At 24.5% G+C, this 20,149-nt stretch carries 15 protein-coding genes, 2 pseudogenes and 1 riboswitch; of the genes and pseudogenes, 12 read left to right on the top strand and 5 right to left on the bottom strand.

What is annotated here, in order from left to right; genetic code table 4:
* The first annotated feature begins 2 nt into the window (after positions 1–2).
* The 5 genes from metK (at position 3) to EXC57_RS04855 (ending at position 5,340) form a co-directional block, all read left to right on the top strand.
* Positions 3–1,139 (top strand): methionine adenosyltransferase, encoded by a 1,137-nt coding sequence (gene metK, locus EXC57_RS04875; protein WP_004025037.1) that lies wholly within the window; start codon positions 3–5, stop codon positions 1,137–1,139.
* Between the two features lie 162 nt (positions 1,140–1,301).
* A riboswitch (TPP riboswitch) is annotated at positions 1,302–1,393 on the top strand.
* A 63-nt stretch (positions 1,394–1,456) separates the two neighbouring features.
* A complete protein-coding gene (gene cypl / locus EXC57_RS04870) occupies positions 1,457–2,608 on the top strand; it encodes an ABC transporter thiamine pyrophosphate-binding lipoprotein p37/Cypl (RefSeq protein WP_129692711.1) in 1,152 nt (383 codons plus the stop codon).
* An 8-nt stretch (positions 2,609–2,616) separates the two neighbouring features.
* Positions 2,617–3,351 (top strand): ATP-binding cassette domain-containing protein, encoded by a 735-nt coding sequence (locus EXC57_RS04865; protein ID WP_004025039.1) that lies wholly within the window; start codon positions 2,617–2,619, stop codon positions 3,349–3,351.
* On the top strand, positions 3,344–5,077 hold the full coding sequence (locus tag EXC57_RS04860) for a hypothetical protein (protein WP_129692710.1): 1,734 nt from the start codon (positions 3,344–3,346) through the stop codon (positions 5,075–5,077). Before EXC57_RS04865 ends, EXC57_RS04860 begins: the two co-directional genes overlap by 8 nt.
* The gene (locus tag EXC57_RS04855; RefSeq protein ID WP_004025041.1) at positions 5,053–5,340 is read left to right on the top strand and encodes a thiamine-binding protein; all 288 of its coding nucleotides are present in this window, start codon (positions 5,053–5,055) and stop codon (positions 5,338–5,340) included. The genes EXC57_RS04860 and EXC57_RS04855 overlap by 25 nt, the downstream gene beginning before the upstream one ends.
* A gap of 92 nt (positions 5,341–5,432) precedes the next feature.
* Here the strand turns inward: EXC57_RS04855 and EXC57_RS04850 are convergent, their stop codons facing one another.
* From EXC57_RS04850 to EXC57_RS04835, 4 genes are all read right to left on the bottom strand, one after another.
* Positions 5,433–5,987 (bottom strand): TIR domain-containing protein, encoded by a 555-nt coding sequence (locus EXC57_RS04850; RefSeq protein ID WP_004025042.1) that lies wholly within the window; start codon positions 5,985–5,987, stop codon positions 5,433–5,435.
* A 175-nt stretch (positions 5,988–6,162) separates the two neighbouring features.
* Complete coding sequence (locus tag EXC57_RS04845) at positions 6,163–7,311, bottom strand: ABC transporter ATP-binding protein (protein WP_004025043.1); 1,149 nt, start codon at positions 7,309–7,311, stop codon at positions 6,163–6,165.
* Positions 7,312–7,330: 19 nt separating this feature from the next.
* Complete coding sequence (locus EXC57_RS04840) at positions 7,331–9,109, bottom strand: ABC transporter permease (RefSeq protein ID WP_129692709.1); 1,779 nt, start codon at positions 9,107–9,109, stop codon at positions 7,331–7,333.
* A 14-nt stretch (positions 9,110–9,123) separates the two neighbouring features.
* Positions 9,124–9,675 (bottom strand): TIR domain-containing protein, encoded by a 552-nt coding sequence (locus tag EXC57_RS04835; protein WP_004025360.1) that lies wholly within the window; start codon positions 9,673–9,675, stop codon positions 9,124–9,126.
* A gap of 475 nt (positions 9,676–10,150) precedes the next feature.
* On the opposite strand from EXC57_RS04835, the gene EXC57_RS04830 reads away from it, so the two are divergent.
* The 7 genes and pseudogenes from EXC57_RS04830 (at position 10,151) to truA (ending at position 19,336) form a co-directional block, all read left to right on the top strand.
* Positions 10,151–13,240: a hypothetical protein gene (locus EXC57_RS04830; RefSeq protein WP_004025359.1), complete on the top strand. Its 3,090-nt coding sequence runs from the start codon at positions 10,151–10,153 to the stop codon at positions 13,238–13,240.
* Positions 13,241–13,466: 226 nt separating this feature from the next.
* Positions 13,467–13,928, top strand: a complete 462-nt coding sequence (rplK, locus tag EXC57_RS04825; protein WP_267678624.1) for a 50S ribosomal protein L11 — start codon at positions 13,467–13,469, stop codon at positions 13,926–13,928.
* Positions 13,928–14,581 (top strand): annotated as a pseudogene (gene rplA, locus EXC57_RS05285) (50S ribosomal protein L1); the annotation flags it as partial. The gene rplK and the pseudogene rplA, both read left to right, overlap by 1 nt.
* Positions 14,582–15,413: 832 nt before the next feature.
* Positions 15,414–16,271 carry an energy-coupling factor transporter ATPase gene (locus EXC57_RS04815; protein ID WP_004025356.1) on the top strand — a complete coding sequence of 286 codons (858 nt, stop codon included), beginning with the start codon at positions 15,414–15,416 and terminating at the stop codon, positions 16,269–16,271.
* A pseudogene (locus tag EXC57_RS04810) lies at positions 16,259–17,146 on the top strand (ATP-binding cassette domain-containing protein); the annotation flags it as partial. The gene EXC57_RS04815 and the pseudogene EXC57_RS04810, both read left to right, overlap by 13 nt.
* 291 nt (positions 17,147–17,437) lie before the next feature.
* Positions 17,438–18,598 carry an energy-coupling factor transporter transmembrane component T family protein gene (locus EXC57_RS04805; RefSeq protein WP_004025354.1) on the top strand — a complete coding sequence of 387 codons (1,161 nt, stop codon included), beginning with the start codon at positions 17,438–17,440 and terminating at the stop codon, positions 18,596–18,598.
* A 3-nt stretch (positions 18,599–18,601) separates the two neighbouring features.
* Positions 18,602–19,336, top strand: coding sequence for a tRNA pseudouridine(38-40) synthase TruA (truA, locus tag EXC57_RS04800; RefSeq protein WP_004025353.1), 735 nt, complete (start codon positions 18,602–18,604; stop codon positions 19,334–19,336).
* Positions 19,337–19,461: 125 nt separating this feature from the next.
* Here the strand turns inward: truA and EXC57_RS04795 are convergent, their stop codons facing one another.
* Positions 19,462–20,025 carry a PadR family transcriptional regulator gene (locus EXC57_RS04795; protein WP_004025352.1) on the bottom strand — a complete coding sequence of 188 codons (564 nt, stop codon included), beginning with the start codon at positions 20,023–20,025 and terminating at the stop codon, positions 19,462–19,464.
* Positions 20,026–20,149 lie beyond the last annotated feature (124 nt).

The following is a 20,149-nucleotide window of genomic DNA, read 5'->3' as shown; positions in this document are numbered from 1 at the left end:
CTATGGAATTTAAAAAAATAGTAACAAGTGAATCAGTTGGTGCTGGGCACCCAGATAAAATATGTGATCAAATTTCTGATGCAATTTTGGATGAATGTTTAAAACAAGATCCAAATGCTAGAGTGGCTTGTGAAGTTATGGCAGCTAACAGGTTAATTGTTATTGGAGGAGAAATCACAACAAATTGTTATGTTGATTTAACAAAAACAGCATGAGGTGTATTAATGCCTTTAGGGTACAGTGAAGAAGATTTTACAATAATATCTAATGTTAATAGTCAATCACCAGATATTAGTCAATCAGTTATTAAAAATGATGGTGATATAGGTGCTGGTGACCAAGGTATTGTTTTTGGATATGCCACAAATGAAACAAAAAATTTTATGCCCCTATCAATTAATATGGCTAATGATTTGGTTAAAACATTAGCTTTAGTAAGCAAAACTCAAGGTTATACATTTATAAAAAGTGATATGAAATCTCAAGTTAGTATTGATTTTACAGACAACAATAACCCTAAAATTGTAAATATGCTAATGAGTGTGCAACATTCAGAAGATTATAATGTTAATGATTTTGAAACAATAATTTCATTAGTAATGGATTCAATTGCTAAAAAATATAATATGAATTTAGATTTTCAAAAAATAATAAATCCATCAAAAAAATTTATTATCGGCGGTCCAATTGGAGATACTGGTCTAACTGGTAGAAAAATAATTGTTGATACATATGGTGGAATTGCTAAACATGGTGGTGGTGCTTTTAGTGGTAAGGATGGAACTAAAACTGATAGAAGTGGTGCATACTATGCTAGATATATAGCGAAAAACATTGTTGCTAGCGGATTATGTGATAAGTGTGAAATTCAATTAGCTTTTGCAATTGGGGTAAAAAAACCAATAGCTTTCTATATCGATACATTTAATACAAATAAAATAAGTGAAGAAAAAATTTATGAAATTGTTAAAAAGGTATTTAATAATTCAGTTAGTGAAATAATTGATCTATTTGAATTAAGAAAACCAATATACAAAAATCTTGCGACATATGGACATTTTGGAAGAGAAGAATTAAATGTAAAATGAGAAAAACTTGATAAAGTAGAAAAAATAAAAGAACTGATTAATACAATATAAGAATATATTTAAGTTATAAAAACTCTTTATAAATTAACATAAAGAGTTTTTTTAATTGATGTTTAAATTATTTTATTTATTATCAGTAAATAATAAAAAATATATTTAACATTTTTAAATTGTAATAATGTGTTTGATCAATTAAATTGTGTATAATGAAAATGTGTTATCAGGCGGTGCCAATTATTGGCTGAGAAATACGCTTATGACCTGATCTAGTTAGTACTAGCGGAGGCATGGACATACATATTTTTACTTAATTTGTATTTTCATTTGCCTTCTTAACACAAGAAGGTTTTTTTATTGTGGGTTTTGAAATGAAAAATAAGAAAAAATTAACATTGTTATTCTCTGTTTCTACTATGCTTATTCCTTTTGTTTTAAGTGGTTGTAGTAATGATAATAATACTTATACATTTTACTTGTCTTCATCTCATGATAATGGTGAGGGGATAGACAATGGTAAACAATTTGCAAAAAGAATAGAGCAAATAGTTAATCAACAAAATGCAAAGACTAATCTTCCAAAAATTAAAATTAATTATCATTTGGTAACAGACCCTCAAGTTAAAATTTCTAAATTAAAAAATGGTTCAGCAGATTTTGCTTTTATACCGATGGGAAAATCTATTGATAATCAATTAGTAAACTATTCTCAACCAAAAATTCAAACATTAACTGATGCTTTTGTTTTTGATAAAGAAGATGATAAATTTTATTCTGATGGTGGAACAAATGATCCCTTAAGAATAATTGCTGAAGAAATGCAAAAAGTTTCTTTTGATAAAAATCCTATATTTGAAAATTGAGGATTATCATTTGGGTGAAACAATATAAGACATGATGATTTTTATGCAAAAGATTCAAAAACAAGTAATTACATACTTACAGATCATTATAGAGGAATGATTGTCTTAAATGGGACTGATGAGGATATAAAAAAAGCAGAAAATGCTTGAGATACAAGAGATTGGGAAAGTTTTAGAAATTTAGGAATAATATATGGTGATCAAAGTTCTGATGGCAATTATAAACTACAAGAACTTTTGTTAAAAAAACATTTTAAAAAAGATAAAAATTGAACACTTAATTCTGATATTGAAAAATACCCAGATAAATATTTGAAAGACGATTTTGGAAATACTAAAATGGGTATTAGTTCAAATGTTATAAGTTTTACAGATGAAGCATCTTTTGCATGAACTCCATCTAACAAAACATCATATAAAACCCCTAATGGAAAAAAAATAAAAATACTTACAGTGACAGACCCTTTATATTATGATATTGGTTTCTTTAGTAAAAGAATAACTGGAGCTTTATTAGATAATTTCATATATGCTTTTAAATATTTAGAAATTAATAATTTAAATACATATGGAGCAAGCATTGGTTATAACGGATATAGAGAAATTAAAAATTACCAAACAGAAGTTTTAGATAAATATAACAAGACATTTAATGGTTAAGGATAAAAATGATTGAATTTAAAAATGTAACAATAAAAAATTTTAACCAAGATAATACAGTTTTAGAAAACATTAATTTATTAATTCCAAACAATTCCTTTGTTGCAATTATTGGTAATTCAGGTGTTGGAAAAACAACATTTCTTAATTCTATTGTAAAAAACTGTGAAATAGTTGATGGTGAAATTATTGTTGATAATAAAAAAATATCTTTGTTGAAGAGAAAACAACTTGTAGATTTTAGAAAATCAGTTGGATGAATTAGTCAAAAAAATACATTGATTGATGATTTAACTGTTTATGATAACCTAAGAATCAATTATAAAAACCAAAAAAATCCTTTTCTAAGATTTTTTAATTTTTTAAACAAAAAAGATAAAGAAAATTTAGTTGCAATTTTAGATAAATTAAATATAGCTGATAAATGTTATCAAAAAGTTAAATATCTAAGTGGTGGCCAACAAAGGAGGGTCGAGATAGCTAAATTACTTTTAAACAAATACAAAATTATAGTTGCTGATGAACCTTTATCTAACTTAGATACTAAAAGTTCTACAGATGTATTGAGTTTATTGAAGATGATTAAAGATGAAAATAATTCCACAATATTATTAACAATTCACGATGTTGATCAAATAGTAAATAATATTGGTGATGCTATTATTTTTAAAAATAAAAAACTTGTATTCAATGGTTCAATTAATAAAATTTCAAGAAAAGAGCTTGTTAATTATTATGGATAAAAAAATTAAATCTAATGTTTTTTATAGTTGAATATCACCAAATAAAAATTATAGAAAACTAAATCCGTGAATAAAGTGAACAATTAGTGCATTAATTTTAATTTTAATCATTTTAAGTTTTGTAAATGTTGGTTTCAAAATAGTCCCTAATGGAACAAATGTCTTTTTTGAAAATATTAAACAACTATTTAATTTTTCTGATAATTCTAAATATTTTCCAAATCAATCACTATGAAATGTTTCATTTAACTATTTATTGTTAACAATAAAACAAACTTTAATAGGAACTATAACTGGATTTGCATTAGCTTTAATTTCAAGTTATTTAAGTTTCAAAAATTTTACAAACAAATATACAAGTTATTTTATTAACTTAATTGTGAATGTTTTAAGGTTTGTACCAATATTATTTTTCATATATTATATTCAGTTATCTTTTTCTAAAGAACTAGGATTATTTATTGTTTTATTGTGATTTACATGATTGTGATCACATAAATATTTAATAGAAATCTATAGAAATATAGATTATTCTCTATATTTTCAAAAAATTGTTGAAGGAAACAACAAATTTATTTCTTTCTGAACAACTGTGTTTTACCAAGTTAATACTAGAATAATTAGTCTATTTCTATTTTCTTTTGAATCTAATGTAAGATGAAGCACAATATTAGGTTCTTTGGGACTTATAGGAATAGGACAACTTATCCAACAAGGGACTGAAGACTTTAGTACTATGGGAATACCAGTACTTATGATTTCATTGTTTTTAATTTTTTTAGAAATTTTTATCTATGTTTTTAAAAAAATACTAATTGAAGAAAAAATACCCTTTTTAAAAAATAATTGAAACCAAAACCAATATTTAAAATTTAGAAAATTTAAAAAAATATTTTCTGTTGTCATATTTGTTGTTTTAATATCATTTATTTTTTATTGTTTTACAACAACAGATTTTAATAGTTTAAAAACAGATAGTGGTTGAATTTTTTTAAATGCAATTTTTTCTCCAGATTGAAATATATTGAATTCAAGTTCATTAACTATCCCAATATGAAATCAAATTTTAAATCTTTTTAGTCAAGCAATTGTTGCAGTTACTATTTCATTATTGTTTTTGCTTATAACATTATTTTTAGGAAATAAATTTTTATTTAGAAAAACATATTTTGTTATACATATATTAAATTCAATTGTTAGAGCAGTTCCTGCAGTAGCGATTTTGTTTATTGTTGATTCTATATATTTTGACACATCTAGTGCATTAACAATAGCATTATCTGTCTCACTAGCAACATCATTATTTAAAGTAATTAATGAAAAAAGTGAAAAATTAAATGAATATAATATTCAAATAATGTTTCTAACAGGACATTCAAGATTGATGATTTTTAAAAATTATATTTTATACAAATTAAAAAATGATATTTTGACGGTTGGAACATTTGAATTTGAAAACACATTTAGAAATTTAATTATTTATGGTTCATATAGTGGCGCAAGTGAAATTAGTTCTCAATTAGATTATTTTTTTAAAAGATCTTTATATGACAAAATGGGAGCTTTTTTATGATTAATATTCATATTAATTATGTTATTAAATATTGTTTTATCTATATTTAGAATTTTCTATATTAATGATTTTAGAATTGGAAAGCAAAAATTTTTAAATTTAAAAAGCAAAATTAAAAGGAGTATAAAATGAAAAACGCTACACTTTCATTAAAAATTTTAAGAATTAATCATGATAAAGATATTGTTTTTAAAATGGTTGATGACGTTATAGATATTATTAAAAATTCTAATCTTAATTATTTGGTTGGACCAAGTGAAACAACAATAGATGGAAATATAGATGAATTGATGAATTTATTAAGTTCAATAATGAATTTTGTAAAAGAAAGTTCAGACCCAGTTTTTATTAGTTCGCAATTTTATTATCAAAAAAGAGGTATAACACCTCTAGAAGAAAAAATTAAAAATAAATAAGCAAAAAACTTTTATTATATTAATTTTTCTATTTATTGTTTTTGTTGCATTGAAAACAAAAACAAAAAGGAAAATTAATATTTTTTTAATTATTAGAACATATTATATTTTGATGAATTTTTTATTTTAATATTTTTATCAATTTTGTATTTTGATAGATCTTTATAGCATAATGCTAAGTTAAGTAGTTTTTCTAAATGACCAACTTCTTTGTTTATTCTATTTCATGTAGTTTCTACAATGTGACAATCTGGATTTGAAATATTTTTATAAAGGATTTCAGGTAATACTGATCTAGGAATTTTTTCTTTGAATTCATCTGTTATCTCAGGCAAATAAACCACTATAATTCCACAATTCTTTAATACACCATAGTTAATCATTGAAGCACGTAATTCCCAATCAATTATTTTTCTTGATGAAGTCTCTTTACCAATTAAAAATATAGATACATCGCTATCTTTTAAAATTTTTAATTTAACACTTTTGATTATTTCATCATCAGTATTATTGGTGTTTAAAAAATCAAAATCTTTTTCATTAGAAAAATTAGTTAAAAACAATTTTTTATTTTTTCCATAGTCTAATAATGTGTTTTTATATTTTTGATGTTCATTTGAATAACAACTAATGTATACTTTTTTCATAAATTAACCATTTAATTTAATACACAATTAATGGTATTAAATATAAATTTATAATGCAATTAAATATGATTATTTTATTTTTTAATGTTTAAATAAATAGTTTTTTAAAAAAAAGAAAAAACACTAAGAATTAGAGAATCTTAGTGTTTAAGAATAATTAATTTTTTTTATGGTTTTAACTATTTTTTTGTTTTTCTTCTTTTTTTGGCTTTTCTTTATCTTCTTGTTTGTTTTTTATTTCTTGGTTTTCTTCCTCGTCTGCTTGATTATTTGTATGAACAGAACCAAGAATAACAAATTTTTTATATAATTCTTCTATTGATAAATGATATTTTTCAAATTTAACAATTCTATTTGAGTCCATAACATCTTTAATGAATTCATTCATACTTTTTTTTGTTTCAGAACTTACTATATATGTATTAGCTTCAGAAGAGTGATAATCTTTAATTTCTACTTTTAATGTTTTTGCTCTACTATTTAATTTATTTGATAATTCATTTTCTGTAACTAATTTATATATTTCTTTATTTTTTGTTTCATCTTGATTTCTCTTACCAGTGAATACAATTTTTCCACCATCAAGAATCGTTAATGCATTAGCATAAATATCTAATTCAGAAAGTATGTGAGAAGAAATAAAAATAGATTTTCCCTTACTTTGTAAGTCCTTAAGAATTTCAAAGAAAGCAATTCTTGATTTAGGATCCAGATTTGCTGTTGGTTCATCCATTATCAACAAATCTGGATTATTAGATAAAGATTGTGCTAATAAAATCTTCTTTTTCTGACCACTTGAAAATTTATTAGGTGAAACATTTCTTAGATTTCACATATTAAATTCTTTTAGTATTCTTTCAGTAAATTCTTTAGCTTCTTTTGGAGTTAAACCATTAAGTTCTGCCATACTTTTTAAATATAAGTATGATGACATTTTTGATGGAAATCTTGCACTTTCAGGAATATATCCAAGTTTTAATCTAGAACTTTTTTCTCTATTGCTTATTCCAGAAATTTTTATTTCACCTTCAAATTCAGCATAGGCACCAACAATAGATTTTATTGTTGTTGTTTTACCTGCACCATTAGCACCTATAAATGCATGGAACTCACCAGCTAATACTTTAAATGAAATGTTATTAACAGCAGGTTTTGCTTTTTTGTTGTATTGTTTTCTAAGGTTATTTACTTCTAGAAAAACTTCATTTTTATTTTTAACTTCAATTAGATCTTTATTTTGATTAATAACATTATTTTGGATGTTATTTGTTAAATGTTCTTTTTCAAAATCTTTTAATAATTTTTTCTGTAAATCTGTATTCATTTTTAATCCTTAAATAAATTTAAGCAAAGTCCCTTTTGAAATATAACGCAGATGCTGATGCAAAAACAACTACTGAAACACTAATTCATAATGGAATTGTGTAATTTTTATTTAATAAAGATTTAGTAGATGTTTTAACAAAGTTTTTATAATAAACGCTATTTCCATAGCCACCTAATAAACTAATTTTATATGTGTTACCATTTCATTTAAATTTAGTTGTATATCCTCTTAGTGATAAAAAATCCTCTATTTTTATTTGTTCATTAGTTTCTTTTTTTTGTCTAATTATTTTACTAACTTCTTCAGGTTTTTTTCTTTCTATTTTTGATCCACCTAAACGAAGGATAGTTGTATATTCTTTATTAGTTTCAGTATCTTTTACTGTAAGATTTTTAACTTGTGATAGTTTCAATAATCCACCTAATTGAATTAAACAAAGTTCTCTTAACACAGCAACAATATCTGAGTTATTTAATGAATGACCTGGTTGTTTAAAATAATTATTTAAAAAATCTAAAGTTTCTTTATCTGTTGATACTTCATAATTTGAAACATATTGTGCATCACTTGAAGTATCTGCTTTACCATATTTATTTCAAGCATCATCTCATATCTTAATTAATTCATCAGTTGATTTAGACTGAATAAAATCATCTGGAACATTATATTTGTATACATTTTTTCATTCTTTATCAAATTGAATTGATGTTGAATTAGAAATCTGAGGAATTAAATCATATGATCCAACATTTATTGGTATTAAATCAATTTTAGTTGATGGTTTTGAAGGAGTTGTACCAGTTCCTGGTTTAATATCTTCAGCTGTTATATGAACTTTTGTTAATAATGGATTTGAAGCTAATTTATATGATTCATCAAATATTAGTTCAACTGGAGTACTACTAAAAGACATTTCCCCTATTACACTACTTACACTTGGAGATGAGTATGACAGTGTGTATAAACTTGATAATTGATATCCAAAATCAAAGAATGAAAATGTCTTATAAGGGCTAGCACTTGATGCACTATTCCAAGCTTTTGGAAGAGTTTCGCCTTGTGGTAAACCTGTTGAAAATAATGCATTAGTTTTTAATAATTTTTCAGTGTTTGTTTTATTATCTTTTGAAGAATCAAGCACTGTGATAGGTGTAATTGTATACCCTCTATCTTGTAATATTTGAACTGGAGACTTAATTGTAAATGATCCCAAAAAAGTAACTATCAATAATGCAAAAGAAACACCAACTGATATTACCATTGAAACAATTTTTTTAAAGTAAATTGATAAGATAGTAGTTATTGATCCAAAAAGTAAACCGTTAACAACTGTTCCAAGTAAAACACCTAAAACTAATGTTGTACTATCTTGTCTTGATGAACTTCTATTAATAAATGTGAAAGCTGTAATTATTGTTCCAACTATTGAAACTGAAACAACATATATTAAAAATATTAAAAGTTTTGTAAATACTATTTCTTTTCTACTAATTGGTTTACTGACTATAAGCAATTCGGTTCCATCATCTATTGGTGTTCTAAATATTTCTACAGCTATAACAGAAATAACAGCTGATACTAGTAACATTAGTAATGAAGTAGAATAAGAACTTCTAAATAAAGTTATAGGTGCCTTATCTGACATTACTGGAATTATAGATGTATATAGACATATAACTAAGGCATAAGCTATGATTGAACATATCACAAATGCTTTTTTACTAATTAATCTAAAAGAAAAAAGAAATAATGATTTGAATGAACTTTTTATTTGCCTATTTTTTTGATTATTCATGCTTGCACTTTCCTTTATATATTCATATTGTGACTATTTTCTTTTTTATATTCATCATCTAATTCATATTCAGATATTTTTGCATATGCATACGCAACACTAATTAATTTTTCCAAGTTAAAAAAATCCTTACTAATTTTTTCTCATGTAGTTTCTATTGCAAACACATCTGGTTTTTGAAGGTTTTTTTGTAATATTGTTGGAAGAACACTTCTTGGAATTTTAGTTCCATATTTTTCAACAATGTCTGGTAAATAAATTATTATTATTCCAGATTTTTTTAAAAATCCATTTTGTAGCATAGTTGCTCTTGCTTCTCAATCAACAATTTTTCTTTTTTTTGTTTCTTCTCCAATTAAGAAAATTGTTACTTCACTATCTTTTAAAATAAGTTGTTTAACCAATTCAATAAAATAGGGGTTTCCTTTCTGAATTTCATTGAAACTAGATTCATTTGAATCTATAAGTTTAAATAAAGTTTCATTTCTATTTCTATTAAAATTAACAATTGTATTTTTATAAAAACGATCATTGTTTTCATAGCAACTTATGTATACTTTTTTCATTTGACAACCTCTAATAAATCTTAAAATTGCTATTTTTTATTTTATATAAAATTTTGCAAAATTAACAATAATTAGGCAAGTGTGAAAAAGTTAAAATAAGTTAATATCTATATCATTTTGTTTTGTGATTTGATTTATTTAACAAGTTATAAAGATAATTGCTTAATTGATATTCAATGCTAAAACCATATTAATTAATAAACCTATTTTTATAGAATAAAAGCAATAATATCTTTTAAAAAATATTTTAAATTTTGTTATTTAACAGAACAAAAGCTTTATTTTCAAAATTGTCGAAATTAATCATAAATTTTTAAAGAATATGAAACTTAATATAATCATTTTTAAAACTAATTTAAAATTGAATGATTTAGATCATATATTAATATATGTAAATTACAAATTATAGTTATTTTATGGTTTAATTTAAATGTTATAAATAAAACTTTCTATATACATTAAAATGGGGAAAACTATGAAAAATAATTGCATATATTGAATAAAAGTTAAAACACCTTCTGTTTTAGATGAAATTTTTAATAGTAATTTAATATCTCAATATAAAAAACTTTCTTTAATAGACTATGGTACAGCAAATAGTTCTGTTTATAACTATCATTTTGACGATGATAGAAGTTTTTGAGTTGAAGCAAATGGTATTAGTGATGTTCTATCAATGTTATCAACTATTTCAGTAGAATTTTCTACCCCAATATTATCATTCCATAATGGCAATTTTGCTTTTTTCAATTCTTTAGGTAAAAAAATTGATCTTGATGAGGATGTAAAAACAGATTTCAAAAAAACTTGTAAGGTTATTGAAATGCAAACAGGATATTTCTTTGATCTTGAAGATGAGATGATTGACATCGAAAATGATTGTGAAAACGATGTTGAATTAGAAAATTATGAAGATGACGAAGAAGAAAATGATATAGATTATCAATTTAATTTCTCATCTAACAATAATTTAGAACAAGAAAATGATTTTGATTCTTTTGGCTTGAATAAAGACCAAGAATCAGGTTGCCCATGTGGTTCTTGTGGATGCCATTCAAATAATGAAGAAATTGAAAATGATCAAGAAACTATTGAAGATGAAAAAACAAAAGAACAAATAATTAAAGAATTATTTGAAATAGCATCACAAGAAGAATATGATAAAAACTCTAATGAAAATCAAGATATTAGTGAATCTGAATTAGATGATGTTTTCATGGATGCATTAAAAGAACAAATTCAAAACGTTGAAAATCAAGAAAAAGACAAATCTGAAATTAATGATATTTTAAAGTTTTTCAATGATGATGAAAGTTCTAAAAAAAGTAAGTCAAAAATTGAAATTGATGAAATAAGTTTAAATGAAAAATTTGAACCTGAAGTAATTTCTTTTGAGCTTGATGTTGATAATGATTTAGATGAAGAAGAATTTACATTTGAAGATTTTGATTCTGCAAATGAAGAAAATGAATTTGATAAACTTGTAAATCAAGCATCATATAAAGAAGATAAAAATAAGGAAGAAATTCAATTTGGTTGCAATCAACAAGATTGCCAATATTGTTATGGTTCTTGTTCTTGTTCACATGTTTTTGATAATTATGACGAAATAGATGATTTAGCTGCTGATGCTTTTAATTTTGATCAAAACAAAGATAAAGAATATTTTGAATCTCAAGTTGATGATTTTTCTATATATGAATATGAAGAACCTTGCTGCGAAGATAAACTAGAGTATTATACTGAAACAGCTGATATAAATGAACAAAGCAAATCTTATAACTTGGAGGAAGAAAAAATTATGGAAAAAGAATTAGATAAAGATATTGAAGGATTTAAAGAAATAGGATTTGATGATATTGAAAAAGCTTTGAAAGAATTTTTTGATATGAACAATTCATTAGAATATGTTTCAGATTCAACTAAAGACGATGTTGATAAAATTTTAAAAAGAATTGAAACTCTAAGAGAAAAAAACAATACTAATAATTTAAACTGTGAGTCTGAAGTAGATTTAAAACCAATTTATGAATCTTTAAAAAATGGTGAAGTTACATTAGATATCTATACTGAAGAAAGTCAAAAATTTATAATTGATAAACTTAATGGATTATTAGCTGATATTGAAAATAACAAAACTAATAGTAAATTAGAAAATACTAATGATGAAGATATCAATATTGAAACTATTGAATCTAATAATGATGAAAATGAATTAATAGATAATGGTGAAATAATTAAATTAGATGAAATTGTTGCAACTGATTTAAATTTAGAAACTAACCATTTTATAAGTGTTCAAGATTTTTATGAAAATATGGTTCCTTTTGATTTAGAAAATTTTGATTCAAAAGTAAATGATGATCAATTTAAAAATATTGATGATGTTCTTGATAGTAAATTTGGTGGATATAATCAAGAGGTTGTTGCTAATTTAAATGATACAAAATCTAATTTTGAAAATTTTGATGATGTAATAAATAGTAAATTTGGTGGGTATGAAACACCAGTTGCTTCATATGGTTTTGTTTCAAATGAATCTGATAGTGTAATTGATAGTGTATTAGATCAAAAATTTGGATTCTACTCTAGTAATCAAAATCAAGAAAATGAAATTAGTGGTTCAATAAATAATGAAATTAATTCTAATATTGATTCTGTTTTAGATGAAAAATTTGGTGGATATAATAATGCAAATTCAAAATCTGAAAATTGAAACACTTTTGATTATGACTTTTTAAATAACAATGAATTTAATTTTGAACAAGATTTAAGCAAGAATAATTCAGTAGAAGATTCATTAATTGATTTAGGTCCAATGGAAAATGAATTTGAATTTAATGAAGAAATTTCTTTACCGCCAAGAGTTGTAAGCGAAGATAATGTGGATTCATTTGATGATTCTATTAATGATTTAGAATTTGGACAACAAGAAAATGATTATGAAATAAATTTTGAAACAGAAAATTTATTTGATAAATTTAATGAAAGTATTGGAGAAGAACCATTAGTTGATCTATCTGCTTTTGATAAACCAGAAGAGATTACTTCAGATAATATTGAAAAAATAGGGGAAGCATTTGAATCAAGTGAGACTTTGTTTGATGATAATGAAAACCCAGAAAATATGTTTGATTTAGAAAAAGAAAACTTATATAGAAACATATATGACGATGTTGTTTCTAATGATAAAAATTTAAATGATGCTTTGAAATGAAATGAAGATTTCCAATTATCTGATAATGAAATAAGTTTTGAAACTAAACCTTTTGAAAAAGATTTTGATAATAAAAACAAAAAAGAAACTAAAAAATCTAACATTGATAACTTATTTAAATATGACCATTCAAGAATTGATCTTGGAAGAATCAAAGCAAATAGCGAAAGTCAAAGAGCTATAATTAGTGGTCTTTCTGAATTTTTGAAAAAAATTGAAGTTGAAAAATCTAAACTTCAACAAAAAAGAGAAGAAATTGAAAAGAAAAATGAATTAGCTAAACAAATCATAAGTCAAGGATATGCTAGAGAAAATAGTTTTGATTTTGAAAAAAGAAATTGAAGATAATTTAAGCTAATAGATTAGTATGTGTGTAATACACATACTTTTTTAATTCTTATCATATTAGTGGACAACAAGAATACTATAAAATTTATGCTATTGTTTTTGATGTAAATATAGTACAATTAAAAAGCATATATTTTTATGCACAAAGCATGTGGAAGGTATATTTTATATGTATGCCGCCAAACCACGTAGAGAACGTTTTATTATAAATATTTTATAAGGAGAGTTGCTTGTGGCTTTTAAAGATCCAAAGATTACAAGAATTGCCAAAATCGAGTTAATTGGTGGTCAAGCTAAACCAGGTCCTGCTTTAGCTTCTATTGGAATTAACATGGCAGAATTTACTAAACAATTTAATGACAAAACAAAAGATCAAAATGGGGAAGTTATTCCTTGTATTATTACAGCATATAAAGATAAATCATTTAAATTTGAAGTTAAGACAACTCCTACAGCTGTTTTATTAAAAAAAGCAGCAGGGATAAGTTCTGGTTCAAAGAATGCTAAAACTGAAACAGTTGCTACTATTTCAAAAGAAAAAGCTTTAGAAATAGCTAAATACAAAATGAAAGATTTAAATGCAAATGATGAAGAAGCAGCTTTAAGATTAGTTGCTGGAACAGCGAAACAAATGGGAATAAAAATTGAAGGTGTTAGTCCATATAAAAATAGTGGGAGCAAATCATAATGTCTAAAAAACAAAAGATTAATTTTGATAAAACTTCTTTCTATTCAATGGAAGAAGCTGTTAAATTAGTAAAAGCACATTCAAAAACAAAATTTGTTTCCTCAATCGATATAGCAGTTAAATTAAATTTAGAAACTTCAAAATCAGATCAACAATTAAGAGGTTCTATTTCTTTACCTAACTTTTTTGGTAAGAAAAAGAAAATATTAGTATTAGATGAAGGTTTAACTGATAAAGATGCATCAAAATTAGGTGTTGACTTTGCTGGTGATAAAGAAAAAATTGAAGAGATTTCAAAAGGTTGATTAGGATTTGATTTAATAATTACAACTCCTAAAATGATGCCTGCTTTAAGTAAATTAGGGAAAATACTAGGTACTAGAGGTTTAATGCCTAATCCAAAAATAGGTAATGTTACAACAGATTTACCTAAAACAATTGCTCAATTCAAAGCTGGTATTGATGAATATAGAACAGATCAATATGGTAATATCCATATGAAAGTTGGTAGAGTTGATGCTGATGATGCAAAGGTTGTTGAAAACATTAAATTCTTACTTGATTTCTTAGTATCTAAAAAACCTGCATCAGTTAAAGGAACTTACATTCAAAATGTTTCAATTTCTTCAACTATGGGTCTAGGGGTTAAGATTTTAATTGATAAATCACAACAAAACAAATCAAATAAAACTAAATCAAATAAAAAAGTAGAAGGTAAAAAATCTTCAGTTACTGAAAAACCAATTTATTACAAACCAATTTATAAAGTTGAAAGAAAAGTTAAGGAAAGTAAAAATCCAACAACTCCACCAAAAATTGTTCAAACAGCTGTTAAAACAAAACCAGTTGTTTCTAAAAAACCAGCTACTAAACCAGTAGCTAAAACTGATAGTAAAACTGCTGCAAAGCCAGTTGCAAAAGTAGTTAGTAAACCAACAGTAAAACCAACTACTAAACCTGTAACTAAAACTGCTAGCAAACCAGTAACAAAACCAGTTGCAAAAACTGCTAGTAAACCAGCTGCAAAACCGGTTGCAAAAACAGTTAATAAAGCAACAACTAAACCAGCTACTAAACCAGTGGCTAAAACTGCTAGCAAACCAGCTGCAAAACCAGTTGCAAAAACAACTACTAAACCAGTAACTAAAGCTACTAGCAAACCGGTAGCAAAACCAGTTGCTAAACCAGTAGTTAAATCAGCTAGCAAACCGGCAGCAAAACCAGTTGCAAAAGCAACTACTAAACCAGTAGCTAAACCAACAAACAAAACTGCTAGCAAACCAGCTGCAAAACCAGTGGCAAAACCAGCTACTAAAACTGTTTCTAAAACACCTGCAAAAAAACCAGCAACAAGTAAAGTTGCTAAAAAAACTAAATAGTTTATTTTGTGTGGTATGCTTTGTTAAAAGAATGGAAGTAGGAATTTCTTAATTTCATTCTTTTTTATTTTATAATTTATATAATTTTAAGAATTGGGATTTATTTATGGACAACAAAAATCATAACTCACAAAACGAAAAAGAAGTAGCAGTTGAATTTAATAACATAAATTTTAGTTATAATTTGGACCCCAATCTTTTAAATCTTAAAAACATTAATTTTAAAATTTTTGAAAATGAGTATGTATGTATTATAGGCCATAATGGAAGTGGAAAATCTACAATATCTAAAGTTTTAACGAATATTTTAAAACCTCTATCTGGTGAAATAAAAATATTTGGAACCCCTATAAATTACTACAATAATAAATTTTTAAGAGATAATGTAGGAATTATATTTCAAAACCCTGATAGTCAATTTATTGGTTTAACAACAGAAGATGATATAGCTTTTGGATTAGAAAATAAAAAAATTGATCCTTTAGAAATGCGTAACATAATTAATGAAGTCGCAAAAACAATAGATATCACCCATTTATTAGATAAGGATTCTGTATCATTATCAGGTGGGCAAAAACAAAGGGTTGCAATTGCATCTGTACTTGCAATGAATCCTAGAATTATGATATTTGATGAATCAACATCAATGCTTGACCCTAGAGGAAAAAAAGAATTAAAGCAAATAATGTTAGATTTAAAAAGAGACGCTAATAAAACAATCATATCAATTACTCATGATATGGATGAAGTTTTGAATGCTGACAAAGTTATTGTTCTTGAAAAAGGGGAAATAAAAATGATTGGTAAACCCAATGAAATTTTTGTGGATGAAGTTTCTTTAAAAAGAATGTCTTTAGATTTCCCTTTTTTAATTAAATTGTCAAAACAATTAAAAGATAAAAATGTATTATCAAAAATAACCATTAATTTAAAAGAGTTGGTGGATGAAGTATGCAAAAAATAGGTAAAGGAAAAAAAGATTTATATCACTATCATCTTAAAGATGATGAAATAATTGCTGTAAAAGATTTAACATGTGAATTTATTAATAGTGATAATAAGACAATTAAAGCTGTAGATAATTTTTCATATGTTTTTAAAAAGAATCAAATTCATTTCATAATAGGTAACTCTGGTAGTGGTAAATCAACATTAGTATCAGACTTTAATGGTTTATTGAAAAGTAGAAAAGGTTATATAAATGCAGATGGTTTTGAAATTCACGGCAAGCAAAGAAAAATAAAAAAACCAAAATTACTTAGAAGAATTGTTAGTATGGTTTTTCAATTTCCTGAATATCAATTATTTAAAGACACAATTGAAAAAGACATTTCTTTTGGACCAAAATCTTTAGGTATACCAAAGCACAAATCTTTTTTAATTAATAAAGAAAACATTAAAAACATTATTACAAATGATTTTGATAATCTTTGTAAAGAATTTGAAATAAAGTGTTATTGTGACCAATTTTTTAATTTTTATGATTTTAAATTTAAAAAGAAAAAAAGATTAAAAGTTAAAGTTTTGTTCTTTAAAAAAGATACAAAAAAAATATTGTTTAAAAAAACATATGACTATGATTATATTTCTGAAGATAAAGTATCATATGAAGATGCCAAAAAATATCTTACTAAACTAGGTTTAACTGAAGATTACTTATTAAGAAATCCATTTGGTCTTTCAGGTGGTCAAAAAAGACGTGTTGCTATAGCAGGTATTTTAGCTATTGAACCAAAAATATTAATTTTTGATGAACCAACAGCAGGTCTAGACCCTCAGGGTGAACAAGAAATGATGGATATAATACAAGAAGCAAAAAGAAGTGGGCAAACTGTAATAGTAATAACACATACAATGGACCATGTACTAGAAATTGCTGATAATGTTATTGTTATGGATAATGGTAATATATTATTACATGGGACACCTTATGAAGTATTTACTAATCCAATATTATTAGAAAAAACAAAAATGGAAATCCCTAAAGTTATTAATGTTATTAATGAACTATCATCAAAAAATAGTAAGTTCAAACAGTTATACGACTTACAACCAAGAACATGTGATGAATTAGCTGATGCTATAACTTCAATAGCTAATAAAAAAAGAATTACGAAAGGAAAATAAAATATGAACACAAATGGTTATATAGCTGGTAATTCTTTAATTCATAGAATGAATCCATCACTAAAATTTATTTGTTGTATTCTATTTATAGTGATGATATTCATTCCTTTTGGTTTCTTTTTTCAAATTGTTTTAAGCATTGTTGTTATTTCAATCTATTTCATAGCAAAATTACCAATAAAAAAATTGGTTAACATATTTAAATCTATATTAGTCATGATGGTTTTGTTAACACTTATTAATTGATTTAGTTATAAAGGCCCTGGTGTCATATTTAATTTTGAAGATAATGTTCATTTACTATTCCAACCTAAGTTTGCAAATACAACTATAATAGATGGTAAAACTTTTTTGCAAGGATATATGTGAGGTGGTCATTTTGTAACTGGATCATTACCAGCTGATATAGGAATTAACACTGTTATAAAAACTGATCAAACTTTAACTTTCACCAATGGTTTTGCAGTTATAAAACCTGAAATGTTAATGGAAAATAAATCATTTAATGATGTTGTAACGTTATTATCTAAACATTATAAAGTTGTATCTAGTGTTGAGAATAATAATTTATATTTGTATTTATATACAACTAATTGATATGGTTTTAGTTCATTTGCAATTACTTTAATGCTTTATGTTTCTATAAAGGTTTTGCTAATGATAGTTGTTGTTACAATATTAACATCAACAACATCATCAGTTGAACTAACTTATGCTTTGGAAGATATATTAAATCCTCTTAGAATATTTAGATTACCAATTACAATATGATCTACAACAATAGCTTTAGGAATTAGATTTATTCCTTCACTTCTTGATGAATCTAATAGAATTCTTAAAGCTCAAGCTTCAAGAGGTTTGGATTTTGTTAATGGTAACTATATTGATAAATTACAATCTCTTAGTTCTTTAATAGTTCCTTTATTTTCCATCGCTTTCAAAAAAGCTGATGAACTTGCAAATGCTATGGAAGCAAGAGGGTATGATCCAAATCAAACTAGAACAAGATATAGAGATTATAAAATTCACTTAGGTGATTGAATATTTTTTGCCTTTATGTGTATGCTATTAGGATTTTTTATTTCAATGATAGCACTTGGTAAAGTTGTTTATATTACACCTTTAGGTCTTTTAGATGCAATTATTATGTTTGGTAAAAATTAATATATGGAAAAAACTTATTGTGTAAAAGTTGCATATGATGGTTCTATGTTTTCAGGTTGAGCAAAACAAAATGATAATTCAATTAGAACAGTTCAAAGTTGTATTGAAAATGTTTTGTCTGAAATAACTAAAGAAAAAACTAATATTTATGGTTCAGGAAGAACTGATAAATATGTGCATGCTATTGATCAATGTTTTCACTTTAAAACAAAATATGAATTAGATAAAAAAATTCTTTTTAAGCAAATGTTAATCAAACAACCAGAAGATATTTTCTTTAAATCTATTAAAGAAGTTAATTCTTCTTTCCATTCTCGATTTTCAATTAAGAAAAAAACTTATTTGTATAAAGTTAATACTGGTAAATTTAATATTTTTGAAAGAAATTATGTTTTGCAATACAACAAACCAATTGATATTAAAAAATTAAAAAAAGCTAGCAAAAACTTTATTGGCGAAAAGAATTTTTTATCTTATAGTACTTCAGAATCAATCAACAGTATAAGAAAAATTGAAAACATTAGAATAGTTAAAGAAAATGATTATGTGTTATTTTATTTTACTGGTAATGGTTTTTTAAGAAGCATGATAAGAATGATAGTTGGGACATTATTAAACCATAATGAAAATAAAACAACTATTGATGATATTAATTATTATCTTGATAACCCAAAAAAAGGTTCAAGCCAAGCAAAGGCTGATGGTTGTGGTCTTTATCTTTATAAAACAGTTTATTAATTTTTTAAAACATATAAGTTTATAGCTTATATGTTTTTTATTTAAATAATGTATTTTATTTAAGAAAAAACGTTTTTTAAAGGCATTAAAAAAATGCGATAATCGCATTTAGTAAATCTAAAATATTAGTTGTTCTCTCATTCTTTATTTTTTATTCCAATAATTAATTCATCTATTCATTTCAAAGTATAATTTCATGAATTTAATCCATATTTAATAGTTTGTTGTCAATATCATTTATCTCTATTTTTAGCATTATTAGATTCACTATTTTTGATTACACTTGCTTGGTTTTCTAATGTTTTAATTTTGTTTGTAACAATTGTTTTTAATTTTTCTAAAAACAATATGTTTTTTTCATCTGACAAATAAAATCCAAAAAAAGTTCTAACTAAAAAAAGTAATTTAACATCTAAATATCTTTCAGCCTCTACATCTATTTCTTCTTGAAGTTTAAAAAATTCTTTTCTACCAAGATCTGTAACTTTGTATATTTCTTTTACTCTATTATTTAAAATAGTTGATTCAGAAGTTAAAAAACCCAAAGCCTTTAATTTTTTAAATTCAATATATACCTGAGACTGTTTTATATTGTAAAAATTTTTAATTGAATCAGTTAATAATTTATCAAATTCATATGCTGACATAGGTTTCATATCAATTAAACCTAAAATTATAAATCTAACCATATTGCCCCCAAAACAATATTAATATTATATATACTTTTTTGTTCTATCCAAAAAAGTTTGATTCCTACAAAAATATTATATAATATAAGTACTAAATATTTAGTACTTAATATTTAGTATTAAA

Source organism: Malacoplasma iowae (assembly GCF_900660615.1).
Classification (GTDB): Bacteria; Bacillota_I; Bacilli_A; order Mycoplasmatales; family Mycoplasmoidaceae; genus Malacoplasma; species Malacoplasma iowae.
Note: the sequence above shows the minus strand (reverse complement) of the source record. Positions and strands in the feature narration are given on the sequence as shown.